Source organism: Pseudacidovorax sp. DMC4, from assembly GCF_056314265.1.
Map to the genome: position 1 here is coordinate 648022 of NZ_JBQUYR010000001.1, position 15006 is coordinate 663027.

General features: G+C 70.4%; 16 protein-coding genes. 5 read left to right on the plus strand and 11 right to left on the minus strand.

The window, feature by feature from the left end:
• Positions 1-7: 7 nt before the first annotated feature.
• The 7 genes from ACT54X_RS02980 to fliF all read right to left on the minus strand — a co-directional run bounded on the left by ACT54X_RS02980 (position 8) and on the right by fliF (position 7752).
• On the minus strand, positions 8-598 hold the full coding sequence (locus tag ACT54X_RS02980; RefSeq protein ID WP_294369604.1) for a flagellar basal body-associated FliL family protein: 591 nt from the start codon (positions 596-598) through the stop codon (positions 8-10).
• Positions 599-711: 113 nt separating this feature from the next.
• Positions 712-1965, minus strand: a complete 1254-nt coding sequence (locus ACT54X_RS02985; RefSeq protein ID WP_476344942.1) for a flagellar hook-length control protein FliK — start codon at positions 1963-1965, stop codon at positions 712-714.
• Between the two features lie 275 nt (positions 1966-2240).
• Positions 2241-2708, minus strand: coding sequence for a flagellar export protein FliJ (locus tag ACT54X_RS02990; protein WP_294369610.1), 468 nt, complete (start codon positions 2706-2708; stop codon positions 2241-2243).
• Between the two features lie 32 nt (positions 2709-2740).
• Positions 2741-4114, minus strand: a complete 1374-nt coding sequence (gene fliI, locus ACT54X_RS02995) for a flagellar protein export ATPase FliI (RefSeq protein ID WP_476345103.1) — start codon at positions 4112-4114, stop codon at positions 2741-2743.
• 22 nt (positions 4115-4136) lie between these two features.
• Complete coding sequence (locus tag ACT54X_RS03000; protein WP_476344944.1) at positions 4137-4898, minus strand: flagellar assembly protein FliH; 762 nt, start codon at positions 4896-4898, stop codon at positions 4137-4139.
• A gap of 40 nt (positions 4899-4938) precedes the next feature.
• Positions 4939-5928, minus strand: a complete 990-nt coding sequence (gene fliG, locus ACT54X_RS03005; protein WP_017759319.1) for a flagellar motor switch protein FliG — start codon at positions 5926-5928, stop codon at positions 4939-4941.
• A gap of 6 nt (positions 5929-5934) precedes the next feature.
• Positions 5935-7752, minus strand: coding sequence for a flagellar basal-body MS-ring/collar protein FliF (gene fliF, locus ACT54X_RS03010; RefSeq protein WP_476344946.1), 1818 nt, complete (start codon positions 7750-7752; stop codon positions 5935-5937).
• A gap of 158 nt (positions 7753-7910) precedes the next feature.
• Between fliF and fliE the strand changes: the two genes are divergently transcribed.
• Positions 7911-8228, plus strand: a complete 318-nt coding sequence (gene fliE / locus ACT54X_RS03015) for a flagellar hook-basal body complex protein FliE (protein WP_294369614.1) — start codon at positions 7911-7913, stop codon at positions 8226-8228.
• 19 nt (positions 8229-8247) lie between these two features.
• On the opposite strand, the gene ACT54X_RS03020 is transcribed toward fliE, so the two are convergent.
• The 4 genes from ACT54X_RS03020 to ACT54X_RS03035 all read right to left on the minus strand — a co-directional run bounded on the left by ACT54X_RS03020 (position 8248) and on the right by ACT54X_RS03035 (position 11461).
• Positions 8248-8547, minus strand: a complete 300-nt coding sequence (locus ACT54X_RS03020; protein WP_043114550.1) for a flagellar protein FliT — start codon at positions 8545-8547, stop codon at positions 8248-8250.
• Between the two features lie 22 nt (positions 8548-8569).
• Entirely contained in the window at positions 8570-8995 is a 426-nt protein-coding gene (gene fliS, locus ACT54X_RS03025; RefSeq protein WP_017759946.1) for a flagellar export chaperone FliS, read from the minus strand.
• Between the two features lie 68 nt (positions 8996-9063).
• A complete protein-coding gene (gene fliD, locus ACT54X_RS03030; RefSeq protein ID WP_476344948.1) occupies positions 9064-10512 on the minus strand; it encodes a flagellar filament capping protein FliD in 1449 nt (482 codons plus the stop codon).
• Between the two features lie 103 nt (positions 10513-10615).
• The gene (locus ACT54X_RS03035) at positions 10616-11461 is read right to left on the minus strand and encodes a flagellin N-terminal helical domain-containing protein (RefSeq protein WP_234192324.1); all 846 of its coding nucleotides are present in this window, start codon (positions 11459-11461) and stop codon (positions 10616-10618) included.
• Positions 11462-12014: 553 nt separating this feature from the next.
• Here ACT54X_RS03035 and flhD point away from each other — a divergent pair.
• From flhD to motB, 4 genes are all read left to right on the plus strand, one after another.
• Positions 12015-12347 carry a flagellar transcriptional regulator FlhD gene (flhD, locus tag ACT54X_RS03040; RefSeq protein ID WP_017760131.1) on the plus strand — a complete coding sequence of 111 codons (333 nt, stop codon included), beginning with the start codon at positions 12015-12017 and terminating at the stop codon, positions 12345-12347.
• Positions 12348-12374: 27 nt separating this feature from the next.
• Positions 12375-12926 (plus strand): flagellar transcriptional regulator FlhC, encoded by a 552-nt coding sequence (gene flhC, locus ACT54X_RS03045; protein WP_294369639.1) that lies wholly within the window; start codon positions 12375-12377, stop codon positions 12924-12926.
• Positions 12927-13047: 121 nt separating this feature from the next.
• Entirely contained in the window at positions 13048-13911 is an 864-nt protein-coding gene (gene motA, locus ACT54X_RS03050; protein ID WP_234192326.1) for a flagellar motor stator protein MotA, read from the plus strand.
• A gap of 47 nt (positions 13912-13958) precedes the next feature.
• Positions 13959-14957 (plus strand): flagellar motor protein MotB, encoded by a 999-nt coding sequence (motB, locus tag ACT54X_RS03055; protein WP_354318685.1) that lies wholly within the window; start codon positions 13959-13961, stop codon positions 14955-14957.
• The last annotated feature ends 49 nt before the right edge of the window (positions 14958-15006 follow it).

Here is a 15006-nt window from a genome sequence, read left to right on the forward strand (position 1 = left end):
CACGTGCTCACTGCACGATGAAGCTGGCGAACAGCACGGCGCGGATGGGGCCGGTGTAGCGCTGGGTCAGCGGTCGCCTGTCGCCCTCGCCGTCGGTGCGGATGGGGCGCGGCGTGCGCAGCCCGGCCACGCGGGAGACCTCCATGACGATGTCCTGGGCCAGCTTGTCCTTGCCGTCGCGCCGCAGCAGCTCCTCCGCGGTGCGCTGCGAGACCAGCATCAGGATGCTGCTGCGCACGGCCGGCAGGCGCTGCTTGATCTGGTCGCCCAGCTTCTCGTCGCTGAGTTCGAGCGTCACGCCGATCTGCGCGAAGCGGTCACCGCCGGGGTCGGCCAGGTTGACCACCATGTTGTCCAGGGCCATGTAGATCGGGGCAGGCTTCTTGGCCGACGAGGGCGCCTCGTCGTCCTCCTCGTCGCCGGCCGCGGCCTCGGCATGGGTGTCCTTGCCCTTGGCATGGCTGCCACCCTTCATGAAGAACCAGGTGCCGCCGGCGGCGCCGCCCGCCAGCACGAGCACGGCCACGACGATCAGCACGATCTTGATGAGGTTGCTCTTGGGCTTGGCGGCCCCTTCGGCGGCGGCATTGGCGGACACGGATCATTCCCCTCGGTTTGCAGGGCCCGGCACCGGACCTTGGCGGAATTATTCGGCGCACCCGCCCGGGCCGAGCCGCGGAACAAAGGCAGGAAAACCGGCTTCTTTCCGGATTACACGAAGAGGTCGAGCGCGCCACGGCCCGGTCGGCGCGTCCCGACCGATGCCATCGCGGGGGGCATGTCGGCCGGGTCGGCCGAAGACCGGCCGGCCCCGGACTCCGGCGGCGTCGAGCCGCCGCCCTGCGCCTGCGTGCCGGCGCCCTGCCCCTGGCCCGGCGCGGTGCCCACGCTGGCCGAGCCCAGGCTCAGGCCCTGGCCGGCCAGCATCTGCTCCAGCTGCGGCAGCGACTGGTGGATCAACTGGCGCGCCTGCCGGTCGTCGCTCTGGAAGAGCACCTGCGCCTCCTGCCCCTGCAGCCGCAGTTGCACCGAGACGGGCGCGTCGCCCGGCCCCGCGACCGTGAGCTGTGCGCCCTGCACCTGCTGCGCCGCCCACCAGCTGATCGGGTCGAGCAGCGCGTCCGAGGCGTCGCCCCAGGCGGCGCCCACGTGCGTGGCGGCCAAGGGCGCGGTGACGGGCAGCGTGCCGCCCAGATCGGGCGCACCACCAACCGGCCAGCCGGGCGGCACGACCGTCGTCGAAGTCGTAGCGGACGCATCGGCATCGGGCTCGTCGACGCGCTTCCAGCCCGCGGCAAGCACCGCCTCTGCCGGCAGGAGGGCAGACGGCGGCTGGACCGCTGCCGCATCCGGCGCGATCGGCGGCGTCGCCGCTGCCCCATGTTGTGCGGCCAGCACCGGATTCGACGGCGACTGCGGCAGCAGGGCGCCCGCGGCGCCGGCGTACCCATGCGCGGACGCGCCGGCCGGATGTGCGGGCGCGGCCACCTCAGGCACCGGCCGGTGATCGGCCAGGGCCTGGCCCAGCATGCGGGTCTGCCAGCGGGCGGACCCGGCCGCGGTGGCCGCTTCGGCCGGCGTCTGGACGACGGGGGTCGCGGCGCTGCGCGCGCCATGCGGCGCTGCCGGGCTCCCAGCCATCGCACCCTCGCGCTCCTGGGTACCGCCGCCCGGCCCTGCGGCGGACGCCAGGCCGGCGCTGGCCGACATGACGGACGCGCGGCCTGCCGGCCCGCCCGCCTCGGCATCGCCGACGGCCTCGACGCCCAACCCTGCCGCGGGCTCCGCGCGGCCAGCCTGGGCACCATCGGGCGTCTGCTGGCGCTGCGAGAGCATCAGCGCCAGGTCCTGCGCAGCGACGGCGGCCGGCGGATCTTCCTGCAGCGCTTCCATTTCATCCTTGTCGCTGTGGTCCGTGCCGGGCGCTGCCAACGGGTCCGCGGCCGCATCGGGCGGCGTGGGCACCGAGGGCGCCGCTTCTGCCTCCGCGGCCGCCGTCGCCGGGCGATGCGCTCCGTCCGGGGCTCGTTCGGCGCCCGGAGGCCGCGCGCGCGCGGCGCTCCCCTGCGACGCGCCGGCCGGCGCCTGCGCCTCGGCCCCGTTGGCTTGCCGAAGCAGCGACGCGAATCCAGCGCCCTCACCGCCCGCCCGGGCCTGCAGGCCCACCTCGCCACCCGGAGCCGGCAGCCCCGTCGGCGCCTTGGCCGTGGCGGCGCCGGCCGCAGAGGCCGACACGACGGTCACCGGCCCTCCCACGACGCACGCCCCGGGCCACGCCGGTGCACCTGCGCCGCCAGTTCGTCGGCGGCCTTCTGCTCCCGCCGCTGCTCGGCCTGGCGTGCCTTGGCGTCGCGGCTGGCGATCACCTGGCGCAGCGCTTCGAGCTTCTGCTCGGCCTCGCGCACCTTGGCAGAGATCCGCGAGACCGCCTGCGCATGCTGCTCCAGGATGCCGGTCTGCATCCGGATGGTGTGGTGCAGCCGGTCCATGAACTGGTAGTGGTGCCGCATGATCTCGGGCGCATGCCGCGCTTCGGAGGCACCCCAGCGGGCGGTGGTTTCCTGCGCATAGCCTTCCAGCTGGTCCAGCTGCAGCTGCGCCGCGACCCAGGCCTGGCGCGCCACAGCCAGCTGCTGCGCCACGGCATCGCGCCGGGCCCGGGCCATCTGCTCGGCCATGGCCAACGCGTCGGTCTTGGGTGCGGTCATGGACATCCTCGGAAAAAAAGATCGGGCGCCGGTCAGTTCGCCTGCACGGCGTCGGCGATGTACTGCAGGCCGGTAACGCTTTCGTCCATGGGCGCGCCTTCGCGCATGTCCTGCTGCAGGAAGGCGCTCATCACGGGCTGCAGGCGGATCGCCTCGTCCAGCACCGCATCGCTGCCCGCCGCGTAGGCGCCCACCCGCACCAGGTCGCGGCTGCTGCGGTAGCGGCCATAGAGCGTGCGAAAGCGCCGCGCCGCCTCCAGGTGTTCCGGCGTGGCCACGTTGTGCATCACGCGCGAGGCCGACTGCTCGATGTCGATGGCCGGGTAGTGCGCCTCTTCCGCCAGGGCGCGGGACAGCACGATGTGCCCGTCCAGGATGGCGCGGGCCGCGTCGGCGATCGGGTCCTGCTGGTCGTCCCCTTCGGACAGCACGGTGTAGAAGGCGGTGATCGAGCCCACGCCGTTGAGGCCGTTGCCGCTGCGCTCCACCAGCTGCGGCAGCCGCGCGAAGCACGAGGGCGGATAGCCCTTGGTGGCTGGCGGCTCGCCGATGGCCAGCGCGATCTCGCGCTGCGCCATGGCATAGCGGGTGAGCGAATCCATGAGCAGCAGCACATGCTGGCCCCGGTCGCGGAAATGCTCGGCCACGGCCGTGGCATAGGCGGCGCCCTGCATCCGCAGCAGCGGCGGCGCATCGGCGGGCGCGGCCACCACCACCGAGCGGGCGCGCCCCTCCTCGCCCAGGATGTCCTCGATGAATTCCTTGACCTCGCGGCCGCGCTCGCCGATCAGGCCAACCACGATGACGTCGGCCGCGGTGTAGCGAGCCATCATGCCCAGCAGCACGCTCTTGCCCACGCCCGAGCCGGCGAACAGGCCGATGCGCTGGCCACGGCCGACGGTGAGCAGCGCATTGATGGCCCGCACGCCCGTGTCCAGCGGCAGGCGCACGGGGTCGCGGTCCATGGCGTTGATGGGGCGGCGGTCCATGGGCTCGGCGACCACGTCCTGCAGGGGCCCCTGGCCGTCCAGCGGAATGCCCTGGGAATCGACCACGCGCCCCAGCAGGCCCTGCCCCTGCGGCAGGCGCAGCATGCCGCTGCGCGCGCGCACATCGCGTTCGGGCTCGCCCAGGCGGGGCACCGGCACGTAGGGAGCGGCGGGCACAACGCTGGCACCGGCCGACAGCCCATGCACATCGCCGGCGGGCATCAGGTAGGCCAGCTCGCCGGAAAAGCCCACCACTTCGGCCAGCACCGGCGCGCTGCCGGGCATCACCACCTGGCACTGGGCGCCGATGGGCTCGCGCACGCCGCGCGCCTCCAGCACCAGGCCGGCCACGCGCGTGAGCGTGCCCCGCACCTCCAGGCCGGGCGCCTGCTCGACGCGGCGGCGCGCGTCGTCCATGAAGCGTTGCCACACGGCGCGCTCAGGCGGCATCAACGTCGGACTCCTGTTCGTCCGCCGAACGGGCCGCGGCCGTGGCCGGCACCTGGTCCGCGCCGGGCGCCTCCCAGGGCACGGTCAGGCCCAGGCTGGCCACGGCGCGGGCCCAGCGTGGGGCGATGCCGCCGTCGACCATCGCGCCGGCCGATTCCAGGCGGCAGTCGCCCGGCGGCATCGCACCCTCGGCGACCACGGTCAGGCCGCGGCTGGCGAATTCCTGTTCCAGCGCAGCTGCCAGCCAGGCATGGTCGTCGGGTGAGAGCACCACGCGCACGCTGCGGCCGTCGGCCACCAGCAGGTCGATGGCCTCGCGTACCACGGGCTCCAGCAGTTCGGGCCGGGTGGCCAGTTCCTGGCGCAGCACCTGGCGGGCCAGCGCACAGGCGATGTCCAGCGTGCCGCGGGCGATGTCCTGCTGGGCCGCATCCAGGCCCTCGCGGGCGGCATCGAGCAGGGTGGCGAAGCGCTCGGCCTGCTCGTGCAACTGGCCATCGGTCAGCGCACGCATGGCCTCGTCGGCCTGCGCCCGGGCCTCGGCGGCGCCGGCGGCGTGGCCTTCGGCATAGGCCTGGGCACGGGCCTCGGCCAGAAGCGCCTCGATGTCGATGGGCGGCTCGGGCGGCGGGCCCTCGTCCTCGGCGATGGCCGGTGGCGGTGCGTCCATGCGCTCGAAGGCCCAGGGCGCGGCCGTGCCGCCGGCCAGCAGGGCCAGGCGCTCGGCGCTGATCAGTCGGGATCGGCTCATGGGCGCAAGCAAGGCCAGGGACATGGCAGGACGGGCGGCCTCACACCATGCCCGCGCCACCGCCCAGCACCACCTGGCCTTCTTCGGCCAGTCGGCGCAGCGTCTTGAGGATCTCCTTCTGCTGCGCCTCGACCTCCGAGACGCGCATCGGGCCACGGGCCTCCAGGTCCTCGCGCAGGGCCTCGGCGGCGCGCGAGGACATGTTCTTCAGGAACTTGTCGCGCAGCGGATCGGCCGCCCCCTTGAGCGCGACGATGAGCGTCTCGGTGGCCACTTCCTTGAGCAGCAACTGCACCGAGCGGTCGTCGAGCTTGAGCACGTCGTCGAAGACGAACATCAGGTCGGCGATCTCCTGGGCCAGGTCCGGATCCTGGATGCGGATGGCGTCGAGCGCGGAGGTGTCGTTGCCGGCGCCCAGCAGGTTGATCATGCCGGCCGCCGTCCTGGTGCCGCCCGGCGAGGGCTTGCGCACCTTGCCGCCGCCGGCCAGCACGCGGAACATCACGTCGTTCAGGTCTTCCAGCGCGGCCGGGTGGATGCCTTCCAGCTTGGCCACGCGCAGCAGCACGTCGCCGCGCATGTCCTCGCCGAGCTGCACCAGGATCGCGGCGGCCTGCTCCGGCTCCAGGTGGGCGAGGATGGCGGCCACGATCTGCGGATGCTCGTTGCGCAGCACCTCGGCCACGGCCACGGCGTCCATCCACTTGAGGTTCTCGATGCCGGTCAGGTCGCTGGTCTGCAGGATGCGGTCGGCCAGGATGCCGGCCTTTTCCTCGCCCAGGGCATGCTGCAGCACCGTGCGCACGTACTGGTGCGTGTCGGCGGCGTACAGGCCCTGGCCCGACGTCGCGGCGATGAAGCGCTCGGCCACCGCACCCAGGCGCTCGCGCGAGACGACGTGCGTGCGCGCGATGGTCTCGCCGATCTTCTGCACCTCGCGCGGCGACAGGTGCCGCAGCACCTCGCCGGCCTCCTGCTCGCCCAGCGACATGAGCAGCACGGCGGCGTCTTCGAGTCCTTGTTCGTCCATGGCGGCTCAGGCCTTCTCGGTGTCTGCGTTGATCCAGCCGCGCACGATGTTGGCGACGGCGGCGGGGTTCTGGCGGGCCATGACGCGGGCGCCTTCGAGCTGGGCCTGTTCCAGCAGCAGCTCCGGGCGCGGCAGCGCGATGGGCTCCGGGCCGCCCTCGATACCCGGGGCTTCCAGCGCCGGGCGCTCGGGGTCGTCGCCCACCACGGCGTCCAGCGCGCCGCCCGGGCCCGGCAGGGCCGCGGCGATGGGCCCGCCTTCCAGCGCGAGGGGCTCCTGCGGCGCCTTGTCCTTGGCGGCCTCGGGCTTGGGCGGGGCCAGGGCCTTGAGCGCCGGGCGTACCAGGCCGAAGAGCACGGCCAGGCCCAGCACGGCCAGGGCCGCCGGCCAGGCCAGGCTGCGGGCCAGTTCGTACAGCTCGGGCCGCTTCCACAGGGGCAGCTCGGGCGCCACGGCACCGTCGGCCATGAAGGCGGCGTTCATCAGGTTGACCGAATCGCCACGCTCCTTGCTGAAGCCGATGGATTCGCGCACCAGCGCGGTCATCTGCTCCAGCTGGGCCGCGGGCAGCGCGGTGGGCGTGACCTTGCCCTGCGCATCGGGCACACCCTGGTAGTTGACGACCACGGCCGCCGACAGGCGCTTGACGGTGCCCACCGCGCCGCGCACGGTGCGCACGGTCTTGTCGACCTCGTAGTTGGTGATGGACTCGCGCTTGCCCGGCGGGCGCTGGCCGGCCTGGGCCTGGCCTTGTGCCTGGGCACCGTTGGGGGCCAGCGGGGCGGCCTGGCCGTTGATGGGCGCGGCCGGCGCCCCGGGCGGTTGCGGCTGGTTGGAGGCCGCCCCCGGCACGCCCGAGGGCTGGGCCGGCGTGGCGCCCACCGTCTCGATGGTCTGCTGGCTGCGCACCGCGCTGGCGTCCTGCGACAGGTTGGGCCGGTGCTCCTCGCTGGTGGCCTCGGTCTGGGAGAAGTCCACGTCGGCCGTCACCTGGGCCTTCACGTTCTGCTTGCCGACCACCGGCTCCAGCATGTCCAGGATGCGACGGGTGTAGAGCTGCTCCAGCTGCTGCACATAGGCCAGTTGCTGGGCATCGACGCTGCCGTTGGCATTGGCGTCGCCGGTGCTGGACAGCAGCTTGCCGCTGTCGTCCACCACGCTGACGGCCGCGGGGCTGAGCTCGGGCACGCTGGAGGCGACCAGGTGCACGATGCCGGCGATCTGCGCGCGGTCGAGCGTGCGGCCCGGATGCAGCGTCAGCAGCACCGAAGCCGAGGGCTTCTGCTGCTCGCGGAAGAAGCCGTTCTGGTTGGGCAGCGCCAGGTGCACGCGGGCCGACTGCACGGCCGCCAGGGCTTGGATGGAACGCGTGAGCTCGCCCTCCAGCCCGCGCTGGAAGCTCAGCTTCTCCTGGAACTGCGTCATGCCGAAGCGGTTGGCATCGGTCAGCTCGAAGCCGGCGACCGAGCCCTTGGGCAGGCCCTGCGAGGCCAGGCGCAGCCGCACGTCGTGCACCTTGTCGGCCGGCACCATGATGGCGCCCCCGCCCTCGGTGTACTTGTAGGGCACGTTCATCTGCGCCAGCTGGGCGACGATGGCGCCGCCGTCCTTGTCGCTGAGGTTGGAGAACAGCACGCGCCATTCGGCCGAACGCCCCATGACGATGGCGGCGATGGCCACCGCCGCCAGCAGCACGGCGCCGAGCGCCAGCTTCAGGCGCTGGCTGCGGTCCAGGGCGGCGAAGCGGCTGGCCAGGCCGGCCGGCACCAGGGCATTGCCGGGCATGGGGCTGGTGGCGGGAAGCTGGGCGGCAGCGGCGGACATGAGGGGAGCGGCGGCGTTGGAGGGCGGACGCCAGGACAGCCTCCGCATGGCCGCCGATTATTCGAAGCACCGCCGCCGCCAAGCCTTGGATAAGGCCCCGGATTCGGCCTCAATTCCCGCCATGGCATGCCGACGGGCGCCTTAGCATCCGGGCCATCATGGAACTGCGCCTGAACACCGTCACCCCCTCGGCCGCGGGCCTGCGGCCGGCAGGCGCCGCCCGCCCTGCACCCGGCGTGGATGCCGCGGCCGGCGGCGGCTTCTCGTCGGCGCTCTCGGGCGCACTGCGCGAAGTGAGCAATGCCCAGAACGAGTCGTCGCGCCTGCAGAAGGAAGTGCAGATGGAGAACCCGCAGGTCAGCCTGGAGCAGACCATGGTCGCCATCCAGAAGGCCCAGGTGGGCTTCCAGGCCACCCTGAACGTGCGCAACCGGCTGGTGCAGGCTTACACGGACATCATGAACATGCAGGTGTGAGGCGCGGCCGGGCGCTCCCTCAGTGCATGGTCTGCAGGCGAGCGTCGAAGAGCTGGGCCACGTCCGACAGCCAGGGCTCGGCCAGCACGCGGATCTCGGCATCGTTGCGCAGGATGCGCTGCATGATGCGCGCCTTCTCGGCCCGCTCGGTGCGCTCCAGCTTCTCGCTGCGGCCCTTGAAGCGCAGTTGCTCGATCAGCACCGCGCAGGCGCCCTCGCAGCGCACCACCTCGTCCCAGTCCTCGCGGCGTGCGGCCTCCAGCATGCGTACGCTCGCGTCCTCGATCGCCTTGTAGTAGTCCAGCAGTCGATGGGACATCGCGAGCTCCTGCATAGCGGCTTCAGGCCGGTTGGGGGGCCACTGCATGCGCCTGCGGACCGATCTCGCGCCAGGCCTGCGCCACGGGACCGATCAGGGCGGCCACCTCGGCCACGATGGCCGCGTCGTTGCGCAGGTTGGCCGTGGTGAGGCGGCCGATGCAGTAGTCGTACAAGGCGCGCAGTCTACCTGCCAGCTCGCCGCCGCGCGACAGGTCCAGGCCAGCCTTGAGCCCCTCTTCGAGCAGGCGGACGGCGCGTCCGATCTGCTCGCCCTTGGCGGCGATGTCGCCGCGGGCCAGCGCGCCCTGCGCAGCCAGCAGCGACTGGCCGACGCCTTCATAGAGCATCTCCACCAGGCGGTGGGGGCTGGCACCGCCTTCGATGCTGGATTCGACCGCGACGCGCTGGTAGGCACGGGCGACGCGGGCGGCGGGAGGTGTGTACATGGCGGCTCCTGATTCGATGCTTTCCTTCTTTATCGGCCGCCGCCGCCCAAAATCAAGTCAGTTACACGTCAACTGCCCGACTTGTTCCACTGCGCGATCTGCTGCTTGACGTAGGTGTCCAGCGAGGTGAGCGTGCTCAGCTTGGCGTCCAGCGCCGAGTACTGGGCCCGCAGGCGCGACTCGACCAGCGTCATGCGGTCGGTCTGCTTGGTCTGGTCGTCCGAGTTGGCGTCGAGCTGCTTCTGCAGCGCCGCGGTGCGCGTCTCCAGCGTGCCGTCGGTGCCCACGGCGCCCTGGGTGAAGGCCGAGAAGCGCGAGGCCCAGCCGTCCGTCGTGCCGCCGGCACCATCGCTGCCCCCCATGAAGAAGGTCTTGACCGCATCGGGGTTGGCCAGCGCTTCGGACAGCTTGGTGCTGTCCAGCGTGAGGCCGCCGTCCGCGCTCTTGCCGATGGAGATGCCCAGCTGCGACAAGGTGGTGAAGGTGCCGCTCGCATTCGCGGTCCCTACCAGCCGCCGCATCATGGTCTGCAGGCCGGTCACCATGCTGTCGCCCTGCATCAGCCCCGCCTTCTTGCTGGCCGCGTCGTACGAGGTCAGCGAGTTGATCTGGCTGTTGATGTTGTTGTAGGCGTTGACGAAGCCCTGGATCGCGTTGGTGAGCGCATTGGTGTCGGTGCTGGCGGTGACGGTGACCGGATCGGCACTCAGCTGCGACAGCGTCAGCGACAGGCCCGGGACGGCGCCCGTGACGGTGTTGGTGGCCGAGGTGACGGTCACGCCGTCCACCGTCGCGACGGAGTTGGCCGCCCACTGCACGCTGTTGGCCGCCATGCCGGCGCCCGAGCCCGGCGCGTCGAAGGCCAGGCCGCTCAGGGCGGTGCCAGTGCCCGAGCCGCTGGCCGAGACCTGGAAGCCCGCGGCCTCGCCGGTGGTGGCCGAGCGCATCACGAGCCGCTGGCCGCTAAGGTCGGTGACCACGCTGGCCGTCACCCCGGCGCCGGCCGCGTTGATCTTGGAGGCGACGGTGGAGAGCGTGTCGCCTTCGCTGATGGCGACGTCCACGGCAGCGGCACTGCCGGCCGCGAAGCTGGGGCTCGTGCCCGAGGTGCCGCTCCAGGTGCCGACCTGGATCGACAGCGTGCCCGCCTGGAAGCCATCGGTGGCGGCCACCGCCGAGGACGACACCGACTGCGAGCGCGCCAGTTGCGACACGCTCACCTGGAAGCTGCCGGCGGCCACCAGGCTGGAGTCCAACACCTTCACGCCCACCGCCGCGGAAGAAGAACTGGCCGTCTTCGTGGCCCACAGCGTCGCCTTGGTCAGCGCGGTGGCCGAATCCGACAGCGTGGACAGCATCGACTTGACCGTGCCCACCGCCGACACCTGGCTCTGGATGGTGCTCGCCTGGTTCTGCAGCTTGGTGACCGAGGTCTGCTCGATCGACATCAGCTTGCTGACGATGGAGTCGATGTCGATGTTGGTGCCGCTCGACGTCACGGTGCCGGTGCTGGCCATGTACGGTGCTCCTCAATGGTTGAAGGCGGCGGGCGAAGAATCGCCAGCCGCCTCGATGGAGACGCCCTGCCGGGCGGCAGCGCGCCCCTCGTCCTGCGAACGATCAGCCCAGCAGCTTCAGCACGGTCTGGGGCATCTGGTTGGCCTGCGCCACCATCGAGGTGCCGGCCTGCTGCAGGATCTGCGCGCGCGACAGGTTGGCCGTCTCGACGGCGAAGTCGGCATCGGTGATCCGGCTCTTGGCGGAGCTGGTGTTCTCGGCCGCGGTCTGCAGGTTGGTGATGGTGGCCTCGAAGCGGTTCTGGGCGGCACCGAAGGTGGAGCGCGAGTTCGAGATGCTGTCGATGGCCGAATCGATCGCCGTCATGGCGGTGCGTGCACTGGCGGCGGTCGTGCCCAGGGTTGCCGAGGCGCCCTGGGTGGCGGTGGTCATCGCGCCTGCCACGTCGGTGGTGGCGACGGAGATCTGGTTGTCCGCCGACGTGTTGGCGCCCACCTGGAAGGTGAACGTGCCGCTGGAGCCCCCCGTGCCGGTCAGCAGCGACTGGCCGTTGAACTTGGTGTTGGTGATGATCCGCGAGTTTTCCTGGGCGAGCTGCTTGAACTCGTTGTCCAGGGCCGTGCGGTCGGTGCTGGTGTTGGTGTCGTTGGCCGACTGCACGGCCAGTTCGCGCATGCGCTGCAGGTTGTTGCCGATCTGGGCCAGCGCGCCTTCGGCCGTCTGCGCCAGCGAGATGCCGTCGTTGGCATTGCGGGCCGCCACGTTCATGCCGCGGGCCTGGGCGTCCAGGCGGGAGGCGATGGCGAGGCCAGCGGCGTCGTCCTTGGCGCTGTTGACGCGCAGGCCGGACGACAGACGCTGGATCGAGGTCGCCAGCGAGTTCTGGCTCGCGGCCAGGTTGCGCTGGGCGTTGAGCGAACCGATGTTGGTGTTGATGATCGAGGCCATGGTGACTACTCCTGTTGCAAGCCGGTGGATCCGGCATCCGTTGCCAATGTCTGCCAGTGCCGACACTGGCTGCCAGACGGACCGGTGAGGCCCGTTGCCTGGATTTCGGGTCTCGCGGGGCTCGACTTGAGCACTTTATTTTTCGGTGCAGACCCTAAAGATTCCGGCCCTGCGCAAGACACCCGGCCCGTTGTCCGGCAGTCGGCGGCGGCCTGCCCAACACCGATACGACCTGTTACTGTTCTAACGCATTGCCCGCGACAGCTGTAACTCGCTAGAACTTTCGCGGACTCGACGCCAAAACCCCACAGTGTCCTTGACAGCGCCATCCATCGCGGGAACGCTGACACCTGGTGTGACAAAGTTAATGCGTAGGCACTAGATGCACCGGATTGCTGGCACCAAGTCTTGGAATGAATACTTTCCGTGTAACCAAAAATCTCGCGAAGTTGTAGCTTGGATGACACCAAGTACCGCCTGCTTCGCATTAAGTTTTTTGTTACCAATCTCACAATTACTTCCATCGACTGACACAGTTCCTTGGGGGCCCACCATGACCAGCGACCAGATCCTTTCCGAGATCAAGGAAGCCAACCTCACCTACCTGATGCTGGCCCAGAGCCTCATCCGCGAGGACCGCGCGCAGGCGCTCTACCGCCTTGGCATCTCCGGCGAATCGGCCGACCTGATCGCGGCGCTGTCGCCGGCCCAGCTGATGAAGATCGCGTCGGGCAACATGCTGCTGTGCACCTTCCGCGCGGACGACGACATGGTCTGGAGCCTGCTGACCAACCACAACGTCGGCCACCGCACCATCAACGAGGCCACGGCCCGGCTGCATGCCAACATCGTCATGTCCAGCCGCATCGCGGAGCAGGGTCTCTGAACCTGTCACCTCGTGGATAGCAAGAAGATGCCTACCCCCAAGAGCGTGCTCGACGAGTCGCGCCAGATCGACCGGGCCGTCAGCCTGATCGAGATGGGCGCCCGGCTGCAGGTGCTCGAAAGCGAAACCGATCTGTCCTACGAGCGCCTGCTGCGCCTGTACAAGGAAGTGGCCGGCCGCTCGCCGTCCAAGGGGCAGTTGCCCTTCTCGACGGACTGGTTCCTCACCTGGCAGCCGAACATCCACGCCTCGCTGTTCCAGAACATCCACGCCTACCTCAGCCGCTCCAGCGCCGACCTGGAGAACGTCGACGTGATGATCAAGGCCTATGGCCTCTATTCCGAGCAGGTCGGTGCGCAGGGCCTGGAGCCGCTGCTGACCATCACCCGCGCGTGGCGCCTGGTGCGCTTCGTCAAGAACAACATGCTCAAGATGGTGCCCTGCACGCGCTGCGGCGGCCACTTCGTCGCCGATGCCTACGAGAACCCCCGCCACTTCGTGTGCGGCCTGTGCGAGCCGCCGGCTCGGGCGGGCAAGGGGGCGGGTGCAGGTTCGGCCAATGGTGTGCATCTTCAGTGAATTGAACCCCAGGCACCCTGCCTCCGAACTGTCGATATGGGCCCGTGATCGGGCCCTTTTTGCGGGACCGGTTCAGCCCGCCGTCAGGCCCAATAGCACCACCTGATCTTCGATCTCCACCATGTTCGTCATCCTCGGTTACCTGGTCGCCCTGGGCTGCATCTTCGGCGGCTTCATCGCGCACGGCGGCAACATCGGCGTGGTGCTGCATGCCCTGCCCAACGAGATCCTGGTGATCGGCGGCGGCGCCATCGGCGCCTTCGTGGTCAACAACCAGCCCAAGGTGCTCAAGGCCACGATGAAGGCCCTGCCCGCCTCGCTCAAGGGCTCCAAGTACACCAAGGCGCGGTACATGGAGCTGATGGCGCTGCTCTACGACATCCTCCAGAAGGCCCGAAAGGACGGGCTGATGTCCATCGAGAAGGACGTGGAGTCGCCGGCCGAGTCGCCCATCTTCCAGGCCTATCCCAAAGTGGGCAGCGACCACCACGTGGTGGAGTTCACCACCGACTACCTGCGCATGATGGTCTCGGGCAACCTCAACGCGCACGAGATCGAGTCCCTGATGGACAGCGAGATCGAGACCCACCACCAGGAGGCCCATGGCCCCGTGGCCGCCCTCACCCGCCTGGCCGGCGGCCTGCCGGCCTTCGGCATCGTGGCCGCCGTGCTGGGCGTGGTGAACACCATGGGCTCAGTGGGCCAGCCCCCGGCCGTGCTCGGCGCCATGATCGGCTCGGCGCTGGTGGGCACCTTCCTGGGCATCCTGCTGGCCTACGGCGTGGTGGAGCCGCTCGCGGGCCTGCTGGAGCAGAAGGCCGAGGACGCGGGCAAGGAGCTGCAGTGCATCAAGACCACGCTGCTGGCCAGCATGCAGGGCTACAACCCGACGACGGCCATCGAGTTCGGCCGCAAGGTGCTGTTCTCCACGGAGCGGCCGACCTTCAGCGAGCTGGAAAACCACGTCAAGAAGAAGCCAGCTTGAGGTCCCTGAACGCCACGCCGCCCCGTCACTGAAGCACGAACGCAACCATGGCCACCGGCTCGTCGGGGCGCAAGCTCCAGCCCATCATCGTCAAGCGCGTCAAGAAGACGGTGCATGCGAGCCATGGCGGCGCCTGGAAGATCGCGTATGCCGACTTCGTGACGGCCATGATGGCCTTCTTCCTGCTGATGTGGCTGCTGGGCTCGACCACCAAGGGCGACCTGCAGGGCATCGCCAACTACTTCAACTCGCCGCTCAAGGTGGAAATGGCAGGTGGACCGGGCACCGGCAGCAGCTCCAGCATCGTGACCGGCGGCGGCAACGACCTCACCCGCACCACCGGCGAGATGCGCCGCAGCACCGAGGTGGGCAAGGACCCGACCCGCTCGCACACGGCCGAGGCCCGCGCCCAGGCCGCGCGCGAGGACGCACGCAAGCTCGAAGCCCTGCGCGGCCGCATCGAGGTGCTGATCACCAGCGACGTGAAGCTGCGCGAGTTCCGCTCGCAGATCCGCCTGGAGACCACGCCCGACGGCCTGGAGATCCAGATCGTCGATGCCCAGCAGCGGCCGATGTTCGACACCGGCAGCGCGCTGGTGAAGCCCTACATGCGCGACATCCTGGGCGCCATCGGCGGCTCGCTCAAGGGCATCGACAACAAGGTGAGCCTGGCCGGCCACACCGATTCCACCCCCTACGGCAACGGCGAGCGCGGCTACAGCAACTGGGAGCTGTCGGCCGACCGCGCCAACGCCTCGCGCCGCGAACTGGTGGCCGCCGGCATGCCCGAGGACAAGCTGATCCGCGTGGTGGGCCTGGCCGCCAGCGACCCGCTGGACAAGAACGACCGCACCGCCGCCATCAACCGGCGCATCAGCATCACCGTGCTCACCCGCGAGGCCGAGGCCCGCATGGACGGGCGCCGGAGCATGGAGGCCGGCGATGCCGTGAAGGCGTTGCAGGAGCAGGCGACGCCCGCGCCGGCCGCCGCGGCCAGCGCGCCGGCGGCAACGCCCCGGCAGAACGTGGCGGACGCCAAGCCCTGAACCGGCGCACGCGTGCGCAGGGCGGCCTGCCGAAGGCCCGAACAGCCAC